This window comes from Pyxidicoccus fallax (assembly GCF_012933655.1).
Classification (GTDB): Bacteria; Myxococcota; Myxococcia; order Myxococcales; family Myxococcaceae; genus Myxococcus; species Myxococcus fallax.
In genome coordinates, this window is record NZ_JABBJJ010000138.1 from 13,447 (window position 1) to 30,721 (window position 17,275).

The window sequence follows — 17,275 nt, forward strand, 5'->3', positions numbered from 1 at the left end:
CAACGGCTCAGCCGGGGCGCACCTGCAGGCGGAAGCGGGCGCCGTCGACTCCGGAGACGAGGGCCGCGCCGACGACGCGCCCCTGCTCGAAGTCGCATTCCATGGTGGTGCCCGGCGCCAGCCCTCGCACGAGGAGGGTGTCATCCGACGTCGGCTCGAGCCCCAGCAGGGGCTGCTCGTTGACGAGGACGATGAGCCTGCCGTCCTGCACCTGGACGCGCCCGTCGGCGGGCTCCGGCAGCGGCTCGTATGACGTGCCCGGGGGCACGAAGCCTGCGGGCAGGCGGAACCCGAAGGAGAAGCGCCGCAGCGGGTCCTCGTCGGGGGCCTCCTGGCCGGCCATCTGGATGCCCAGCGCCCGCTGCGCGGCGACGAACTCCGCCGGGAAGAGGCTGAGCACGAAGTCGTCCACCTTCACGTCCATCACCAGGTGCACCCGTGTCACCTGGCTGCGGTTGTGGCCGCTGTGAGGGCGGGAGAAGTCGCCGTACCAGAACTCGCCCTCCCTCCAGTCGCAGCGCTGGTGGTCGATGAAGAAGTCGACGTCCGGGTGGGTCACCACCGGGATGTGGAGTCTCAGCAGCCCGTCCTGGAAGGAGACGAATTCGTCGCGGTGCTCGGAGATGATGCCTCCAGGCCCCAGTGACATCAGCCGCACCAGTCGCTTCGGGCAGGGCAGCTCCTCGAGGATTCCGGCGAGATAGGGCGCCCGCGCGAGCGCCTCCGTCGGAACGGCGTCCTCGTCGGGTGAGCCCGCGGGGCGCCGGTGACCGGCCCCCTCGAGCGGCCCCTGGCGCGGCGCCATGAGGCACAGGCTCTCCCACGCGTGGTTGGCCTCGCCAGCGTACCCGGCCGACACGCGCCGCAGGGCTTCCAGGTGCCGCAGCTCGGCCTGCATCCGCGCGGCGTCGTAGGTTCGTGGCAGGCGTATCGCTACGGGAGACATGGTCCGTTTCCCTTCCGGCCCGGGTGCGCCACCCGGAGCCTGTCTGTCCATCCAGCGGGGCTGCTTTCCGGTCCGGGCTAGGCCGTGGCCCGCTCGGGGACGGCGGTCCTCGCGTTGGCCAGGAGGCGCTCGATGTTCTTGTGCAGCACGAGCTCGCGCTCCAGGGGGGTCAGGTCCGCCAGCGGCCCGTCCTCGCGGGTGACGGTGGCGACGAAGCTCTGCTGGTTGCCCTGGAGCCGGAACACCGGCCAGTCCGTGCCGAAGATGACCTTGTGATTGATGCCGCGCGAGACGGCGGTCTTCACGACCTTGCCGGAGCCATCCGCCCGGAGCGTGCTCTGGAAGGCGCTGATGTCCAGATACACATTGGGCCGGTGCGAGCACATCATCGCGCACTCCTCGGTGAAGCTCACCGAGCCGTGGGCGAGGATGAAGTTGACCGTCGGGAAGCGCCGGGCCGCCTCATCGAGCATGAAGGGATTGGTGGTCTCGAAGGAGAGCGCCGGCGACGTGGGGCCGATGTGCAGGAGGACGGGAACCCGGTAGTGGGCGCACAGTTCGTAGTAGGGGAAGAGGTCCGGGTGGCTCGGGCTGAACCCGCAGGGCGGGTAGACCTTGAGGCCCCGGAACCCGAACTCCTTGAGCGAGCGCTCGAAGAGCGCGATGCCGTCCGCGCCCCAGCGGGGGTCCACCCCTCCGAAGACCTCGAACTTGCCGGGGTGGCGCAGCAGCACCTCGCGGTGCTTGAGGAAGGACTCCTCGATGGTCAGCGGGGTGTCCTTCAGCGCATACGTGAAGTCCGGGACGAGGAGGACGCTCTTGGCGATGCCCGCCTCGGCCATGTCCGCGGCGAGTTCGTCGCAGAGCGGGTCCTGCAGCTTCTGCAGGTACATGCTGGCAATCATCTTCGGCGAGGCGCGGACTCCCTGCGCCACCAGCGCCGTCACCATGTTGGCGATGGCTCCGTCGATGAATGAGCGGGGTGTGTGCTCCGTGGTCGCGATGTGACAGTGCGCGTCGATGATGGTCGGAGGTGCTGCGCTGGGGGCGTCCATGGTCATCCAATCTCAGGCGGTCTGCTGGGCCCGGGCCCGGCTCACGATCTGCCGGCTCGCGTTGAGCGCATCCGCCACGGTGCGCATCTGGCTGACGTTCAGGTCGAGCGCCTGGTCGCCAATCTCGATGCCAAAGGCCTCCTCGAGCCGGAACACGAGCGCGGCGATACCCAGGGAGTCGATGCCCAGGTCATTGCGCAACATCAGCTCGGGGGTGATGCGTGTCTTGCGGAGCGGGCCTGGAATCGCCTCGGCAATCAGGGCCAGCACCTTCTCGTCGAACTTCGCGTCGGCTTCCATGGGGGCTCCTGCCGCGTGCGCGTGGGCGCTCAGGCCGCGGCTGACGGGGTCTGTGATTGAAAGTGGGCGGCGATGCGCTTGCGGTCGAGCTTGAGGTTGGGCCGCAAGAAGCCGTTCTCCCGGGAGAAGACGAGGTCGGTGAAGAGGACCTGGCCCACGCTGCGGGACGGGCGTCGGAGGCTGAGCTCCCTCACGAAGCGCTCGATGCGGGGCCGGGCCTCCGGGTCCTTCAGGTCCTTGGGCAGCACCACGGCGAGCAGGTTCCGGGTGGCCGGGTCGCTGAACACGACCGACTTGGCCACGTCCGGGCACGCGTCGATTTCGGCCTCGAGGGCCTCCGGATGGACCTTCTCGCCGCCGGCGGTGATGAGGATTTCCTTCTTCCGTCCGACGATGTGCAGGTAGCCGTCGTCGTCGAAGCGGCCGATGTCTCCGGTGGCGACGCGGTTGTCCCCGATGAAGGTCTTCTCGCTCTCGCCCGGCGCGCACTCGAAGTAGCGGACCGCCTTCATGTGCTCGCAATGGACGATGAGCTCCCCGTCCTCGGCGATGTGCACCTTGAGCCGGGGCAGGAGCCTGCCCACGGAGCCAATCTTCCGCGCCCCCGGCAGGTTGAACGAGACGGAGCCGGCCTCGATGAGGCCATACGTCTCGTACAGGGGCAGCTGCATGAGGGCGAACAGGTCGAGCGTGGAGCGCTTGATGGGCGCCATGCCCGTCACCATCATCCGCATCCTGCCGCCCAGCGTTTCATACGCCTGCCGGAAGAGGCGCCGGGCCACCGCCTCGCGTGCCGCCTGGGAGGGCAGCGCGGCCGCCGCCTTCGCCGCGGCGAGGGCCGCCGTCCGCTTCCACCGGGGCAGGTTGTAGAAGCGCGTCTCGAAGGCCTCGTACAGCGTGGGCGGCGCCACGAGGATGGTGGGCTGGAAGTCCTTGAGCGCGCGGAAGAGGCGGTTGGGGTCCGTCACCGCGAGGTCGGCGCCGTACCAGAGGGCCGCGTAGTACAGCATCCGCTGCTGGAAGTTGGCGATGGGCAGGAACAACAGCAGACAGTCGTGGGGACGCGGGTCCACCGCCTCGGTGATGGAGATGACGTTGTCCTCGATGCCCCTGCGGTTGAGCACCAGCCCCTTGAGGCCGCCGGAGGAGCCGGACGAGAAGATGAGCCAGGGGTGTTCCCGGCTGTCGCCCGGAAGGGGCAGGCCGTGGTCCACGGCGCGCACCCCGGTGTTGTCCCCACCGAGGCTGGCGATGAAGGTGTCCTCGGCGGGGTGGCTCGCGCGCTCGGCCGCCGGCACGAGCAGCACCGACAGGGAATACCTGTCACGCAGCTCCCTCGGAGAGACGCCGATGAAGTCGTCCGGGAACGCGACCGAGATGGCGCCAAGGTCTATCAACGCGAGGTCATGGACGAGCCAGTAATAGGAGTTGGGAGCGCGAATCCCCACGCGCATCCCGGGCTTCACGCCCCAGGCGGTCAGGGCCTCGCGGGCCGCCAGCACGTCGTCGTGCAGGGTGGCGTGCGTCCTGCGGACCACGCGCCCGCCCTCGTAGGTGAAGATGCTGTTGCCATTCCGCCCGGACAGGCGGGATGACAGGGTGTCGAACTCCATGGACCTCATTCCTCGCTGGGTGGGGGGCGAATCGCGGGCCGGGCCCGGCCCTCAAGAGACGGCGGCCAGGGCTCGGGTCGGGGTGGGGTTTCGCAGGAACTCCTCGATGAGCTCCGCGATGAACTCCGGTCGGTCGTACATGCAGTAGTGGGTGGCGCCCTGGACATGCACGTGGCGGGCGTTGGGGAGCCGCTGCGCCATCTCCCGAGACGTCTCGGGCGACGCCACCGCGTCATGCTCCGCGCTGACGAGCAGCACCGGCGCGTGGACCCGGGCCGCCTTCTCCCGGAGGTCGTAGGACCAGAAGTCCACGATTTGCCGCGCGTAGTTGACGATGACGGGCTCGCTGCGGAACGGCCCCAGCACGTGGGGCTTCAAGTCACCGTTCATCCGGGCGAGTGCCCGGGACGCGGCCTCCGCGTCCTGGAGCCCCTTCAGCTCCCCCTCCTCCTGGGACATGCTCAGCCGGAGGGACTTCAGGACGGAGCCGGCCATGGCCGGGCGGCGCACGAGGAGGCCGCACAGCGGCTCGAAGTTCGCCTCGTAGGCCGTCTGGTGCGTCTTCGGGCTGGTGGAGCAGCGGAACGAGCCGTTGAGGAACACCATCGAGGCGACCCGGTCCGGGTGGCGGAGGTAGAACTCCACGGCGACCTTGGGGCCGGTGCACCAGCCCACGAGGTGGCAGGACCCGACGCCCTCGTTGCGCAGGATGGCCTCCAGGTCATCCACCTGGTCGCCCATCAGGAAGGGCTGGGGGCCGGACTCCGTGCCGCGCGGCTCCCAGACGAGGACGCGGTGGCGCCGCAGCAGGCAGCTCATCAGCCGCTTCCAGTAGAACAGCCCCTGGCCCAGCGCGTTGAGCAGGACGAGGGGCACGTCGCCCGTGCCGCCGGCGAAGTAGGTCAGCCGGGAGCCGCCCCGCTCCACGGTGCGCTGGCCGAGCGTGTCGAACAGGGTGGCGGCGCGCGCCCGCTGTCCGGCCCGCGCCGCGTCCTGGCTCGCGCGGACCTCCTGGAGGAGCCCCGGCCGGGCGGCGCCGTCCAGGCGCACCTCCTCGAAGGCCGGGTCCTCTCCACCGGAGGCCGTGAGCCCGTCCTGGAAGCCCCCCAGCCGCTCCTGGAGGCCGCGGTCCACCGCGTTGAGCGAGGCGCGCTCCGCGGTGGCCTGGAGGTTCATCCCATACACCGCGCCGAGCTGCTCGCACAGCCGCGTGAAGGGGAGGCGCTCCGAGGCGGTGACGTGGAAGCCCCGGGACACGGTGCCCGCGGCGCGCGCCAGCTCCCAGAGCCGCCGTGCCGCCTGACCGACGTGCACCAGCGCCACGCTCGCGCCCGCGGGCGCCCAGCAGCGCAGCGGGCGGGCGGCGAGGTAGTCGGGCGTCCGCTCGCCGAGCTCGGCCTGGAGGTCGTGAAGCGCCTCCAGCAGCTGGAGGCCCCCCTCCCGGTCCGGCCCCCGGAGCGCGGGGACGGGGCCGAGCACTGGCGACGTCCGGAAGAGACGGGAGCCGACGCCGGCCGCCGCGCACGCTGCCACCACCTCACGCTCCTGGGCGCGGTGGTGCGCCGCGAAGTCCGTGGCCTCTCCGGGCGCCAGCCACGGCCCCACGTGGTTGAGCTCGAGGACGCCCAGCCGCGACAGCGCCGACAGGAGGTGGCGCGGCGTGCCGCCCGTGTCCGCGCGGGCACCCGGCGCGGGGCGGTACCCGCCGCACACGTACCAGGCCTCGTCGATGCGTCCGGACGCCGGAAGCGCTCGCGCGAACGGCGCCTCCCCGTCGCCTTCCTCCTCCGGAAGGCAGTGCAGCCGGGAGCGCAGCGCCTCCCAGGGGGGCGCTGTGTCCGGGCCCGGGAGCCGCGGCACGGCGTGGCGCACCAGGAGGTGGAGCTCCTCCTCATCGTGGAGGGAGCCGTCCGGGCGTCGCAGGCGGAGCAGGACGGTGTCTTCCGACGATGCCAGACATTGAGCGGCGAGCTGGCTCGCGAGGAGGCTGGCTGAGCCGGTGATGAGGACGTGGCGTCGCATGGGGTTCTGTATCTCGGGGAGCCGCGCTCCTGGCCTCGCGTCCTGGCGGACGGGTGCACCCGGACCAGCCCGTCTCACGGGGCTCGCCCGGCGAGACGTGATGTCAATGCATCAAGAGGTGGGGAGGGTGTTCAGACGTGGATGAACAACGTCCGCGGCTTCTACACGCTCCCCGGGCGCGCGGATAGCTGGGGTGAACCCCATACATGAATATCTATATCGGGCTTGCCTGTATGTACGGCCTGGGAGTTGTTCAGTAGAAGGCTCACGCAAAGCAGGAAACCCGGCCTGCATTTCGGGGCCGTCCTGGCTCAAAGACCCGGAACGCACGGGGCTTGTCTCACTGATACCTCCAGGGAGGTGCTCATGTACTCCAGTTACGCGTTGGATCTATTGATCGACTTCGCGCTCATTGTCGGTTTCGGCGTGCAGCATTCCATCATCGCCATGGTGCGTTTGAAGAACGTCATCCAGCGGGTGACGGGCATCGATCCAATCGCCTGGCGGGGAGTCCAGTCCTTCATCAATGTCTCATATCTGTTGATGGCTTGCATCCTCTGGCGGGAGGTCCCCATCGTCATCTGGGACCTGCAGGGGGTGTGGTACTGGGTCGCCGGAGGGGTGCTGGTGGCCTCGTGGGTCTGGTACTTCCAGATCCACCTCTTCGAGTACGACTGTGGGCTGGCCTTCGGCTCGTCCGCCGTGCTGGCGCGGCTGCACAACGCGAAGCCGCCGCCGATGGAGATGTGGAAGGTGGGCACGCGCCGCTGGCTGCGCTTCCCGGTCCACACCGCCTTCTTCCCCATGTTCTTCGCCTTCCCGCGGATGACGGCGAGCATGCTGCTGCTGGCGGTCGTGGCGAACATCGCCAACATCATCGGCACGGTGCTCTATGACCGGCGGCTGCTGTTCCTCGTGAAGGACGTCTACCGTGACTACCAGCGGGTGACGGGGCTGCTGCTGCCGCCCATCCTCCGTGCTCCGGGTGGGGCGAAGGACATGTCGTTCCCGAAGCCGTGGCACTGGTCGCGGCTGGGCCACAACCTGCCGGGCCTGGTCATGGGGCTGCTGATGGGCACGCTCTTCTGGAAGGGGCTGGGCCCCACGAGCCTCGTGACGGAGGAGCTGGTCCGCTCCTGGGTGTCCGCCTTCGCCGTCGCGCTGGTGGGTGGCGCGGTGGTGGGGATGATTCACGCGGCGCGCGGCGGCGCGCTGGAGCTGGGCTACCCCCGGCTGCTGACGATGCTCGCCACGAACACCGCGCTGATGAGCGCCGTGTCGCTGCTCACCTGGACCGGGCTGTGCTTCGCGACGCAGGGCACGCTGCCGCTGCTCTACATCTTCTTCCCGATGTGGATGACCATGCTGTGGCTGGGGCACTTCACGGCGTCCACCGTCTTCTTCGGGCTGAGGCCCTCGCTGGTCCCCGGTCCGGCGGCCATGGCGCCGGCCACGGCGGACATCAAGGCCGCGCACTGAAGGCCCCCGCGCCACCCCACGTCGCCCAGGACAGAAGCCATGACCTCGTTCTCGACGCTCGTTCGCAGCTTCGATGTCAAACCGACCCTCCGCGCGCTGCCGCGTGGCTACCGCAGCGCGTGCTGGTCCCCTCCCGCCAGCCTGGGAGCGGCGCACAAGGAAGCCATCTACGGAGCGCTGCGCGAGGTGTCCACGCTCGCCTTCGGCGCGGACATGACGCCCTACTGGCGGGACCGCTCGCGCGACGGCTTCCTGGACAGGATCTCCCGCTTCTACTTCATCCACAGCGCGGATGACCGCATCGTGGGGTGGACCGGCTATCACCGGCTGAAGCTGGCCGGCCGGGCGTGCCTGTACCTGGACTCGACGGGCGTGCTGCCGGAGCTGCAGAACACCGGCATCATGACCGGGTTGTTCAGCCAGTTCCTGGCATGGGAGATGCTGCGCTCCGGGCCGTGGGGTGTCTACGTCTCCATGCGCACGGAGAACCCGGTCGTCTACCAGTCCTTCTACAAGGTGGCGGGCGAGCGGAATACCCATCCCTGCCTCACGGCGTCGGTGCCGCCCCGGGTCCAGGAGATGGGGCGTCAGCTGTCCGTGTGGCTCAAGCAGAGCGACAAGTTCGAGCCGTCCTCGCTGCGCGTGAAGGGCGCGTACGACAACCTGGACGCGCTCTACGGCGAGCTGCCCACCTGCGACGACGAGAACATCAACCGCTACTTCCGCGAGCACCTGCGCCCCGTGGATGCCTTCCTGGTGCTCGCGAAGCTGTCCGGGCCCAGCACGCTCCTGTCCATCGCCCGGCGACGGCTGGGCGCGGTGCTGAAGAAGCGTCACTCGCGCCAGGGCGAGTCCCGGAAGAAGGCCGCCTGAGCTGGGCGGCCGCGGTCCTCTCCCACCTTCGGAAACAGTCCCATGAACATTGACGACGTCGAGCGGAGTTTCTGGGCGACGGACGGGTGCCTGAACATCCCGGAGATCGGCCTCAACCTCGCTTCCCTGAAGCAGTACATGCCCCAGGGCTGGCATCACCTCGTGCAGCTGACCCGGCTGGCGAACACCATCCGCTCGCTGCAGCGCAACGACGGCTCGCTGAGCTCGCCGGACATCGCGCGGCAGCTCTACGAGCAGTCCGCGCGGGTGCTGTCGCTGGCGGCGGACACCTGTCCCGACAGCGACATCGCGGAGCTGTTGCGGCTGCGCGCGCACGGGCTCCAGCGCAACGACCTGCTCGAGGCCGCCACCGCGCTGGCGCGGGCGGAGAACGACCGGCTCACGGTGCTCTGCGGGCCGCTCGTCACCTGGCCGGGCCGCAGCAGCGCCTACCTCCATTCCACCTGCGTGGCCCTGGAGAACACGTGGCTGACGCAGCAGATGCGGGCGCTCGAGGCGCGCCTGGACGAGCTGCGGCGCTTCTACGAGGAGCGGCTCGGCCTGGCGGGGTTGGAGCTGCAGGAGATTCCCCGCTACACGGCCAGCGAGCTGGTGCTGTGCGGCGGCGAGGCCAATGGCTTCCCCAAGCACTTCACCTACTTCCTCCCGGAGGACGAGGGGCACCGGAAGATCAAGCCGCGCAAGACGGTGCTCTTCCGCAACATCTACCTCGAGCGCATCCGCTGCCTCAGCCTGCCGCTGCTGCGCGTGCTCTGCCCCAACCTGCCGCTGGAGAACGAGGACGTCGTCGACACGCTGGTGGCGCTCACCTGGTTTCGCGGGCATGACGTGGGGCACTACTGGCGTCACCGCTCCGCGGCCTTCGCCCGGCTGAAGGAGCTGGGCACGGCCCGCTCGTACGCGCTCCAGGAGGCGCTGTGTGACGTGATGGGCTACCTCGCGCTGCTGGGGCCGTGGCGTCAGGGCTCGCGGCCGCTGGCGCCCATGGGCTTCTACCTCGCCGAGATGCTGCGCTTCCTGGGCCGCGGCTACCAGGGCATCCACCCCGACTTCGAGGCGTCCCACATCGTCGTCTCGTATCTGGTGAAGAAGGGGTTCGCCTCGCTGGACGCGGAGCGCGGCGAGCTGTTCGTCACGCCCGAGCAGTTCGAGCGCGGCGTGACGGAGGTCGCCCGGCGGCTGATGCGCGCGGTGCTCGGCGGAGACGTGGACGAGGCGCGCGTGCTGCTCGAGCAGCACGGCCTGGCCACCGAGCCGCGCGACAGCCACCTGGACCCGCTCATCCGCAAGGCGGCGAGGCTCGGCAATGACATCCGGTACATCTACGAGGGCTGACATGACGGGCGGTGACAATCTTCAGGGCAGGCGGGTGGTGCTCACGGGCGGCGCCAGTGGCATCGGGCGGGTGAGCGCGGCGGCCTTCGTCCGGGCGGGAAGCCGGGTGGCCATCCTGGACCGTGACGAGGCGGCGCTCGCGGAGGTGGTCCGGGAGCTGGGGCCGTCGGTCCGGGGCATCCCCACGGACGTGTCCGAGCCGGAGTCCCTGGCGGCGGCCTTCCAGCGCGTGGACCGGGAGCTGGGCGGCGTGGACGTGCTCATCGCCAACGCCGGCATCAGCGTGCGGCGCCCCTTCCTGGACATCTCGCCGCAGGAGTGGCGCAAGGTGATGGCGGTCAACCTGGACGGCGTCTTCTTCTGCGCCCGCGAGGCGGCGGCGCGGATGATGGCCGCGGACGGGGGCGTCCTGCTGCTGATGGGCTCCACCAACGGGCTGGCCGGCTACCCCTACTACGCGTCGTACAACGCCTCGAAGGCGGGCGTCATCGAGCTGGCCCGCTCGTTGGCCATCGAGCTGGCGCCCAAGGTGCGCGTCAACGCCATCTGCCCGGGCTACGTGATGACGCCCATGCAGGAGCGTGAGTACACGCCGGCGATGCTGGAGAAGGTGAACGCGAAGATTCCCCTCAAGCGCCACGCGCGCCCGGAGGAGATCGCCGACCTCTTCCTCTTCCTCGCCTCGGACCGGGCCCGGTACATCCATGGTCAGGCGCTCGTCATCGACGGAGGAGAGCTGGCCGGAGGGCTGGCGAGCGCGGGAGTCAGCGGTGAGGGCGGGACGTGAGTGCCGGGGGCGAGCCAGGCGGCGCCGGGCTGTTCTCGCGCGAGTACCCGCTCGCGCGGGAGCGCTTTCGCGCCGCGGGCGCGCGGGCGGGCCTCGAGGTGCGAAGCCACCCGGTGCCCGTGTCCGTGCCCGGCGTGGAGCTCACGGTGGACGTGGCCGTGGGCGGCGCGCGGGACGCCCGGCGCGCGCTGCTCGTCACCAGCGGGCTGCACGGCGTGGAGGGCTTCATGGGGTCCGCGCAGCAGCTCGCCTTCCTCGAGCGGCTGGCGGTGGACCCCTCGCTGGGGCGGGATTTGCGGCTGGTGTTCGTCCATGCGCTCAACCCGTTCGGGTTCCACATGCAGCGGCGGACGGACGAGCGGAACGTGGACCTCAACCGCAACTTCCTCCTGGACTCGGAGGAGTACCGCGGCGTGCCGGAGGCGTACTGGGACATCCAGCGGCTGCTCGGCCTGTCCGCCGCCACGCCCGCGCGGGGCCTCTTCCCCGTCAACCTGCTGCGCTGCCTCACGCGCCATGGGCAGGCCACCACGCGCGACGCGGTGGCGGGAGGACAGTACGAGGACCCCGCGGGGCTCTTCTTCGGCGGCCGCGGGCTGTCTCTCACGGGGGAGCTGCTGAAGGCCCACCTGCGCGGCTGGGTCGGCGAGGCCCAGGAGGTGCTGCACGTGGACCTCCACAGCGGGCTGGGAGCGCGGGGCGGGTACCGGCTCATCCTGGAGCATGACTGGGAGACGCCCCAGCTGCGCTGGTTCGCCCACCGCTTCGGCGAGGGCCGGGTCGAGCCGAGCGAGCCCGAGCGGGGCATCTCCTACCGCAAGCGCGGCTCGCTGGGCCCCTGGTGCGCCCAGCTACTCAAGCCCCGCGCGTACGACATCCTCATCGCGGAGTTCGGCACCTACCCCATTGCCCTGGTGCTGCTCGCGCTGCGCGCGGAGAACCGGGCCTGGCTCCTGAAGCGGGACGGGCTCGGGCGCAGGCTGGCGACCGCCGCCCTGCGCGAGGTCTTCGCGCCCCGCGGCCACCGCTGGCGCGAGGCCGTGGTGTACCGGGGGCTGGAGCTGCTCCTGCGCGCGGCGGACGTCTGCCGCGCCGAGGGGGTGCCTACGTCACGGCCCCGCGCCGTCGCCTGAGGCCAATCCCCGTCTCGTCTTCCCCCCGGCCCGAGAGAGCCCGGCTGGCCGGAGGCCCGTCAACCTACCCGTTTCATCCAGGACCCACATGATTTCAAAGCACACGAGTGAAGTGGCGGCCCCGCGTTCCTCCGAGCCCAGTGCTCGAGAGTTCATCGAGGGCCTCGAGCGCGAGGTCCATGCGCACCGCGCGGTGAACCACCCCTACCTGCGGGCGCTCGCGAGCGGGCAGCTGCCGGACCCGGTGGGGGCGCTCCGCGACTATGCGCACCAGTACTTCGCATACAGCACGAACTTCCAGCGGTACCTGACGGCGACCATCTCCCAGCTGGATGGACCGGAGCACCGCAAGGTGCTGCTGGCCAACCTGCTGGAGGAGGCGCACGGCGTGAGTCCGGACGAGGCGGACCTGATGCGCAGGCACGGCATCGAGCTGGAGTGGGTGGAGAACGTCCCCCACCCGGTGCTGTACCGCCGCTACCTGGACGCGCTGGGCATGGACGAAGCCTGGCTGCGCGCGCACCCCTTCTGCGACGAGGCGGTGCTCTGGAGCCAGCTCTTCCTCCAGTGCTGCACCTCCATGGGGCCGGCCGCCGCCGTGGGGGCCATGGGCATCGGCACCGAACTCATCGTCCGCATCGTGTACACGCCCATCCTCGAGGCCATCCAGAAGTACATGGATGTCTCGCCGAGGGACCGGGTCTTCTTCGACCTGCACCAGAAAATCGATGATGAGCACGGCGAGGTGCTGCTGAAAATCGCCGAGGAGCTGGCGGAGGACCTGGAGCAGCGGCCGCGGCTGCGCGCCGGCGCGCTCATGGCGCTGACGCTGCGTGCGTCCTTCTATGATTCGCTGCTGTGGCGGGCGCAGTCGATGGCGCGGGTGCCCCGCCTGCGGGTCGCCCAGGGGCCGGTGGCGGACGGCGCCACGGGCGGCGGCTCGGCGGGGTTCGTGGACACCCACCGCAACCGGGACTCGCTGGAGCCGCGCCCGGTGGAGCATGAGCTGGGGACGCTGGTGCACCGTCAGGTGGGCCGCGAGGGCGCGGCGGAGGACTTCAGCCGCTCGCGTGGCCACCCGGTGTACGAGGTGTCGCTGCCCGCGCGGGCCTTGAGCTTCAGCATCGGAGAGCTGGCGCCCGGGCAGGCGACGTCCAACCACCGCCACGCCTACGAGTCGCTCATCTACATCCTCCAGGGCTCGGGCTGGACGCTCATCGAAGGACGCCGCGTGGAGTGGAGCGCGGGCGACGCGCTCTACGTCCCGCCCTGGAACTGGCACCAGCACGTCGCGAGCGACGAGAAGGCCGTCTATCTCACCGGCACCAACCTCCCCCTGCTGAACAGCCTGGGGCAGACGGTGCTGCGTCAGGAGCAGGGCACCGGGAAGGCCTGACTCCCTCGGAGGACCCCGCGCGCGCCGTGGCAGCCGATGCCGCGGGGACTCGCGTCCGCGTCCCCCTCTTCCCGCCTGGAGAGGGGGGACGTGGACTCGGAGCGTTTCACCGGTGAGCCGGGGAGTGGGCCTGTCGTCGGACGTGGGCGCGGCCTGGATGCCGCCCATCGCGACCCGGTGCGGCGCGCGGCCACTCGCGCCGTCTCATGGAATCCGGGTTCTTCGCGGGCAGAATGCTCGTGGGCCTGGTGACAGGCACCTTCAACACCGCAACGACACATTCGCCCGGCACGCCACCCAATGCGAGTCGGGCTGGAGGGTCGTTGCCTTCTGCTCGGCGGAGTATGTCCATGGGTCTCGTCAAGGGAGCAGTCCTGCTCCACCTGAAACAATTCGTCCATGATCGGTTCGGCTCTGAGACCTGGCAGACCCATGTCGCGGCGCTTCCAGCAGCGGACCGCGCAGGGGCACTCAATCCGGTTCCCGCCTGCTGGTACGACGTCGACATCTTCCGGCATCTGCTGCGGGTGTCGTCTGAATACTCGGGAAGTGGGAGTCGCTTCGTCATCAGCGAGATGGGGCGCTACACGGCGGAGCGGGAGCTGTCGGGCCCCCAGCGATGGTTTCTGTGTCTGCGGCCGTCCTTCGCGGTGCAGAACCTGGACCTGTGCTGGAGGCGCCTGTTCGACATGGGGAGATGGAGCTCCGGGCGCAAGGGCGGGGAGCTGCTGCTGCGGCTGGGGGAGTGGCCCACCGAGCCGCCGCTCTGTGAATGGGGGGCGGGCTACCTGCGCGGCGCGCTCGACCTCTTCGGGTGGCAGCTGGACGGAGTGAAACACATGGATGCATTCACGCAGGGCGAGGAGGGGTGTGCCTTCGTCGTCGGCGGGCGCCTGAAGTCGGACGCGGTCCGGCTGGGGCGGCTCACCTCCCGGGCCGAGGTCATCCATGCGGCGCGGGTGTTCACGCAATACACGCAGACCGAGGAGCTGGCCCGGCTGGTGGTGGAGCTGGTGCGCGTGCAACTGGGGGCCACGGGGGTGCAGCTCTGGGTCTTGGACGAGTACGGGGAACGCGAGGGGATGCGGCTGCTGTGCACGAGCGGCGAGTGGGAGCGGGGCAAGCGGCGCAGCTGCTTCCTGCTGGATACGAGCGGGCGGACGGTGGGGCGTATCGAGGTGTGTCACATGCAGCCGCAGCTCGAGGAGGGCGCGGCCAGCCTTCTGGACGAGCTGTTGCCGTTCATCGCGGACAGTCTGGCGGGCCTGCAGGAGGAGCGTGCGCCGGCGCCCGAGGTGTCTCGGACCCGGGACGAGGTCTTCAATCACAGGCTGCTCGCCGCGCGGAACCTGTGGGGACTGACGGCTCGGCAGACGGATGTGCTCGCACTGGTCGTCCAGGGACAGGCGAACAAGGAGATTGCCGTGGCGCTGGGTTGTCAGAAGAGCACCGTCGAGCTGCACATGTCTCACATCCTCCGCAAGTGTGGCGCGGAGAACCGGAGCATGTTGACGGCGAGCTTCTGGGGCCTGCACGGAGCGTAGGCAATGGCCGCGAGCGATGACAGGAGTGCGATGATGCAAGGACTCACGGGCAGGGTGGCGCTGGTCACCGGCGGAGGGGTTCGGCTGGGACGGGAGCTGGCGGAGTCGCTGGGGCGGGCCGGGGCGACCGTGGCGGTCCACCACCACGGCTCCCGGGAGGGCGCGGAGTCCGTCGTGGCCACCCTTCGCGGAATGGGGGGCCGGGCCCGGGCCTTCCAGGCGGACCTGACGCGTGCCGAGTCCATCGCGCCTCTCGTCGAGGAGGTGGAGCGGGAGCTGGGCGCCATCTCCATCCTCGTCAACAGCGCCGCGCGCTTCGACCGCGCGCCCTTCGTGGAGACGACCGCGGACACGATGGAGGCCTGCTGGGCCTTGAATGTCCGGGCTCCCTACCTGCTGAGCCAGCAGGTGGCGCGGAGAATGCTGGCGCGAGGCGGTGGTGACATCATCAACATCCTCGACGTGGGGGGAGCCTTCGCGCCCTGGCGAGGCTACTCGGCGTATGGAATCACCAAGGCCGCGTTGACGCATCTGACGCGGTGCCTGGCTTTGGAGCTGGCGCCCTCCATTCGGGTCAACGGCGTGGCACCGGGAACCGTCCTTCCGCCGGAGACCATGGCACCCACGGTGAGGGAGGCCCTCCAGAGGCGCATCCCGCAGCGGCGCTTCGGGGTCCCCGCGGACGTCGCCGAGGCGGTGCTCTTCTTCCTGACCGGGCCCGCCTTCATCACGGGGCAGATCCTCGCGGTGGACGGCGGCCGGATGCTGGAGTCCGCGCCCGCTTGATGACACCGCGTCCACGAAGCCCGCCTGGCACGTCCAGGCGGGCTTTTTCATGCGCCCAGCATGGGGGCGTGGGGTGAGGTGAAAGTGATTCGTTTCAAGACCCGGGAGGGGGCTGGCCGGTGAGCCGGCTCCCGCCAGACCCGCCCCGTCGGGATTCCCGCCTCAGGTCTGGGAACGACTCAGGGCCGGGGTGCTCTCCCGGGAGCGCTTCTGGAGGTAGGCCCGAAGCTGCTCCACCAGGCACTGGACGTTCGGTGGCCGCAGGATTGTGTAGTGATTGCCCGGCATTCCGTGGACCTTGATGCCCTGGCTCACGAGGGAGTGCCAGCCATTGTCGTGCGCCTGGATGGAGGGGTCGACGACATCCGTGGCCTGGAGGAGGACGAGCTCGCCGCCGTAGGTCCCGGGCTCGTAGGTGGAGAGGAGCCGCAGGTGGCGCTCCAGCCGCTGGTGGAGCGCGGCGATGCGCGGGTGGTCCAGGTGCTCCGGGAGCTGTTGCAGCTCGGAGGCGAGCAGCTCCTTCGCCACCTCGCCCAGGTCCGTGTTCGGAGCGAGCCGGTCCAGGGGGCGCGCATAGGCGTCGATGAGCGCGAGCAGCTCCACCTCCTCGCCCTGTGCCTCGAGCTGACGGGCCAGCTCGAAGGCAATGTTGCCGCCCATGGACCAGCCCATGAGGCGGTAGGGCCCGGCGGGTTGCACCGAACGGATGCTGGCGAGGTAGGCACGGGCCAGGGCTTCGAGTGACGTGTCGGACTCTCCTGTCGCGCCGGAATCCCGGGCACGCAGGCCATAAAAGGGCTGCTCGTCGCCGAGCTGGCGTGCCAGCTCGATGTAGCAGAACACGTCACCGCCAATGGGGTGGACACAGAAGATGGGCGTCCGTGAGCCTCCCTTCTGGAGGAGCACGAGCGGCGAGTCCGCCACCTCCATGGGTGTTGAATCCGCTCCCATTTGCTGGGGTGCCTCGGACTGGAGGGCTGCGGCGAGCGAGGCGATGGTGGGGGACTGGAAGAAGCGCTCGAGGCGGACCTCGGTGCCGAAGGACTCCTCCACGCGAGCGAGCATGAGGACGGAGGAGAGGGAGGAGCCGCCCAGCTGGAAGAAGCTGTCATGCACGCCGGGGGCGGGCACCTCGAGCACCTCGGACCAGATGGCGGCGAGCGACTGCTCCACGGGAGTGCGTGGTGCGAGGAACTCGGAGGGAGGAGCCTCGGAGGCGGTGAGCGGCTGGGGCCGGAGTGGCGGTAGCTGGAGGGGCGCTTCCGGAGGCAGCTGGCTCAGGGCGCGGAAGGGGTTGGCGGCGATGCCCTCCAGCAGCGAGACGAAGTGGCTGGCCAGGCGCTGGATGGAGGCGGGCTCGAAGAGGTCGACGCAGTACTCGAAGCTGGCCTCCAGGGCACCGGCGTGCTCGACCAGGGTGAGCGACAGGTCGAACTTGGAGGTCTGGGTGGGGGCGGCGACGCCGTCCACGCGCAGGCCGGAGAGGGCCGGCGGACGAATCGGTGCGTTCTGGAGAGCGAAGGCGACCTGGAAGAGAGGGGAGCGGCTCAGGTCCCGCACCACGCCCAGCTCATCCACCAGTTGCTCGAAGGGGACGTCCTGGTGGGCGAAGGCGCCCAGGGCGGAGTCCTTCACCTGGGCCAGCAGCTGGGTGAAGGTGGGGTCTCCTTCCAGGCGCGCGCGGAGCACCAGCGTATTGACGAAGAAGCCGATGAGCGGCTCGGTCTCCTTGCGCGTGCGGCCGGCGATGGGCGTGCCGACGCAGAAGTCCGTCTGGTCGGAGTAGCGCGACAGCAGCACCTGCCAGCTCGCCAGCAGCACCATGAAGAGGGTGGCACCGGACTCGTGGGCCAGCTGGGTGAGCGAGTCGGTCAGCGAGGCGGAGAGGGAGAAGGAGAAGGCGGCGCCGCGGTGGCTCTGGAAGGTGGGGCGGGGCTTGTCGGTGGGGAGCGCCAGCGTGGGGGCGTCGTGCAGCTGCTGGCGCC

The 17,275-nt window shown here is 70.0% G+C and carries 14 protein-coding genes; 8 read left to right on the forward strand and 6 right to left on the reverse strand.

Translation table 11 applies throughout. The annotated features are described in order from the left end of the window. Positions 1–7 precede the first annotated feature (7 nt). From HG543_RS26910 to HG543_RS26930, 5 genes are all read right to left on the reverse strand, one after another. Positions 8–946, reverse strand: coding sequence for an aspartyl/asparaginyl beta-hydroxylase domain-containing protein (locus HG543_RS26910; RefSeq protein ID WP_169347732.1), 939 nt, complete (start codon positions 944–946; stop codon positions 8–10). A 77-nt stretch (positions 947–1,023) separates the two neighbouring features. Beyond that, complete coding sequence (locus tag HG543_RS26915; RefSeq protein ID WP_169347733.1) at positions 1,024–2,001, reverse strand: amidohydrolase family protein; 978 nt, start codon at positions 1,999–2,001, stop codon at positions 1,024–1,026. Between the two features lie 12 nt (positions 2,002–2,013). Beyond that, on the reverse strand, positions 2,014–2,301 hold the full coding sequence (locus HG543_RS26920) for an acyl carrier protein (RefSeq protein WP_169347734.1): 288 nt from the start codon (positions 2,299–2,301) through the stop codon (positions 2,014–2,016). A 29-nt stretch (positions 2,302–2,330) separates the two neighbouring features. After that, positions 2,331–3,914, reverse strand: coding sequence for an AMP-binding protein (locus tag HG543_RS26925; RefSeq protein ID WP_169347735.1), 1,584 nt, complete (start codon positions 3,912–3,914; stop codon positions 2,331–2,333). 51 nt (positions 3,915–3,965) lie between these two features. After that, entirely contained in the window at positions 3,966–5,936 is a 1,971-nt protein-coding gene (locus tag HG543_RS26930) for an alpha/beta fold hydrolase (protein ID WP_169347736.1), read from the reverse strand. A gap of 366 nt (positions 5,937–6,302) precedes the next feature. Between HG543_RS26930 and HG543_RS26935 the strand changes: the two genes are divergently transcribed. From HG543_RS26935 to HG543_RS26970, 8 genes are all read left to right on the forward strand, one after another. After that, positions 6,303–7,415, forward strand: a complete 1,113-nt coding sequence (locus tag HG543_RS26935; protein ID WP_169347737.1) for a hypothetical protein — start codon at positions 6,303–6,305, stop codon at positions 7,413–7,415. A 39-nt stretch (positions 7,416–7,454) separates the two neighbouring features. After that, positions 7,455–8,288, forward strand: a complete 834-nt coding sequence (locus tag HG543_RS26940) for a GNAT family N-acetyltransferase (protein WP_169347738.1) — start codon at positions 7,455–7,457, stop codon at positions 8,286–8,288. Between the two features lie 42 nt (positions 8,289–8,330). Next, a complete protein-coding gene (locus tag HG543_RS26945) occupies positions 8,331–9,644 on the forward strand; it encodes a DUF8614 domain-containing protein (RefSeq protein WP_246357319.1) in 1,314 nt (437 codons plus the stop codon). A 1-nt stretch (position 9,645) separates the two neighbouring features. After that, positions 9,646–10,431 (forward strand): SDR family NAD(P)-dependent oxidoreductase, encoded by a 786-nt coding sequence (locus HG543_RS26950; protein WP_169347739.1) that lies wholly within the window; start codon positions 9,646–9,648, stop codon positions 10,429–10,431. Continuing rightward, on the forward strand, positions 10,428–11,564 hold the full coding sequence (locus tag HG543_RS26955; RefSeq protein ID WP_169347740.1) for a DUF2817 domain-containing protein: 1,137 nt from the start codon (positions 10,428–10,430) through the stop codon (positions 11,562–11,564). The genes HG543_RS26950 and HG543_RS26955 overlap by 4 nt, the downstream gene beginning before the upstream one ends. A gap of 88 nt (positions 11,565–11,652) precedes the next feature. Continuing rightward, positions 11,653–12,960: an iron-containing redox enzyme family protein gene (locus tag HG543_RS26960; RefSeq protein ID WP_169347741.1), complete on the forward strand. Its 1,308-nt coding sequence runs from the start codon at positions 11,653–11,655 to the stop codon at positions 12,958–12,960. Between the two features lie 350 nt (positions 12,961–13,310). Further along, positions 13,311–14,504, forward strand: a complete 1,194-nt coding sequence (locus tag HG543_RS26965) for a LuxR C-terminal-related transcriptional regulator (protein WP_169347742.1) — start codon at positions 13,311–13,313, stop codon at positions 14,502–14,504. Positions 14,505–14,534: 30 nt separating this feature from the next. Then, a complete protein-coding gene (locus tag HG543_RS26970) occupies positions 14,535–15,290 on the forward strand; it encodes an SDR family NAD(P)-dependent oxidoreductase (protein WP_246357320.1) in 756 nt (251 codons plus the stop codon). 162 nt (positions 15,291–15,452) lie between these two features. Here the strand turns inward: HG543_RS26970 and HG543_RS26975 are convergent. Next, a partial coding sequence (locus HG543_RS26975; RefSeq protein ID WP_246357321.1) for a condensation domain-containing protein occupies positions 15,453–17,275 on the reverse strand: 1,823 nt, incomplete at its 5' end.

Excerpts from the sequence above, each read along its gene's own strand:
- HG543_RS26910 (WP_169347732.1), bottom strand. The coding sequence starts at position 946 with ATGTCTCCCGTAGCGATACGCCTGCCACGAACCTACGACGCCGCGCGG.
- HG543_RS26915 (WP_169347733.1), bottom strand. The coding sequence starts at position 2,001 with ATGGACGCCCCCAGCGCAGCACCTCCGACCATCATCGACGCGCACTGT.
- HG543_RS26920 (WP_169347734.1), bottom strand. The coding sequence starts at position 2,301 with ATGGAAGCCGACGCGAAGTTCGACGAGAAGGTGCTGGCCCTGATTGCC.
- HG543_RS26925 (WP_169347735.1), bottom strand. The coding sequence starts at position 3,914 with ATGGAGTTCGACACCCTGTCATCCCGCCTGTCCGGGCGGAATGGCAAC.
- HG543_RS26930 (WP_169347736.1), bottom strand. The coding sequence starts at position 5,936 with ATGCGACGCCACGTCCTCATCACCGGCTCAGCCAGCCTCCTCGCGAGC.
- HG543_RS26935 (WP_169347737.1), top strand. The coding sequence starts at position 6,303 with ATGTACTCCAGTTACGCGTTGGATCTATTGATCGACTTCGCGCTCATT.
- HG543_RS26940 (WP_169347738.1), top strand. The coding sequence starts at position 7,455 with ATGACCTCGTTCTCGACGCTCGTTCGCAGCTTCGATGTCAAACCGACC.
- HG543_RS26945 (WP_246357319.1), top strand. The coding sequence starts at position 8,331 with ATGAACATTGACGACGTCGAGCGGAGTTTCTGGGCGACGGACGGGTGC.
- HG543_RS26950 (WP_169347739.1), top strand. The coding sequence starts at position 9,646 with ATGACGGGCGGTGACAATCTTCAGGGCAGGCGGGTGGTGCTCACGGGC.
- HG543_RS26960 (WP_169347741.1), top strand. The coding sequence starts at position 11,653 with ATGATTTCAAAGCACACGAGTGAAGTGGCGGCCCCGCGTTCCTCCGAG.
- HG543_RS26965 (WP_169347742.1), top strand. The coding sequence starts at position 13,311 with ATGGGTCTCGTCAAGGGAGCAGTCCTGCTCCACCTGAAACAATTCGTC.
- HG543_RS26970 (WP_246357320.1), top strand. The coding sequence starts at position 14,535 with ATGATGCAAGGACTCACGGGCAGGGTGGCGCTGGTCACCGGCGGAGGG.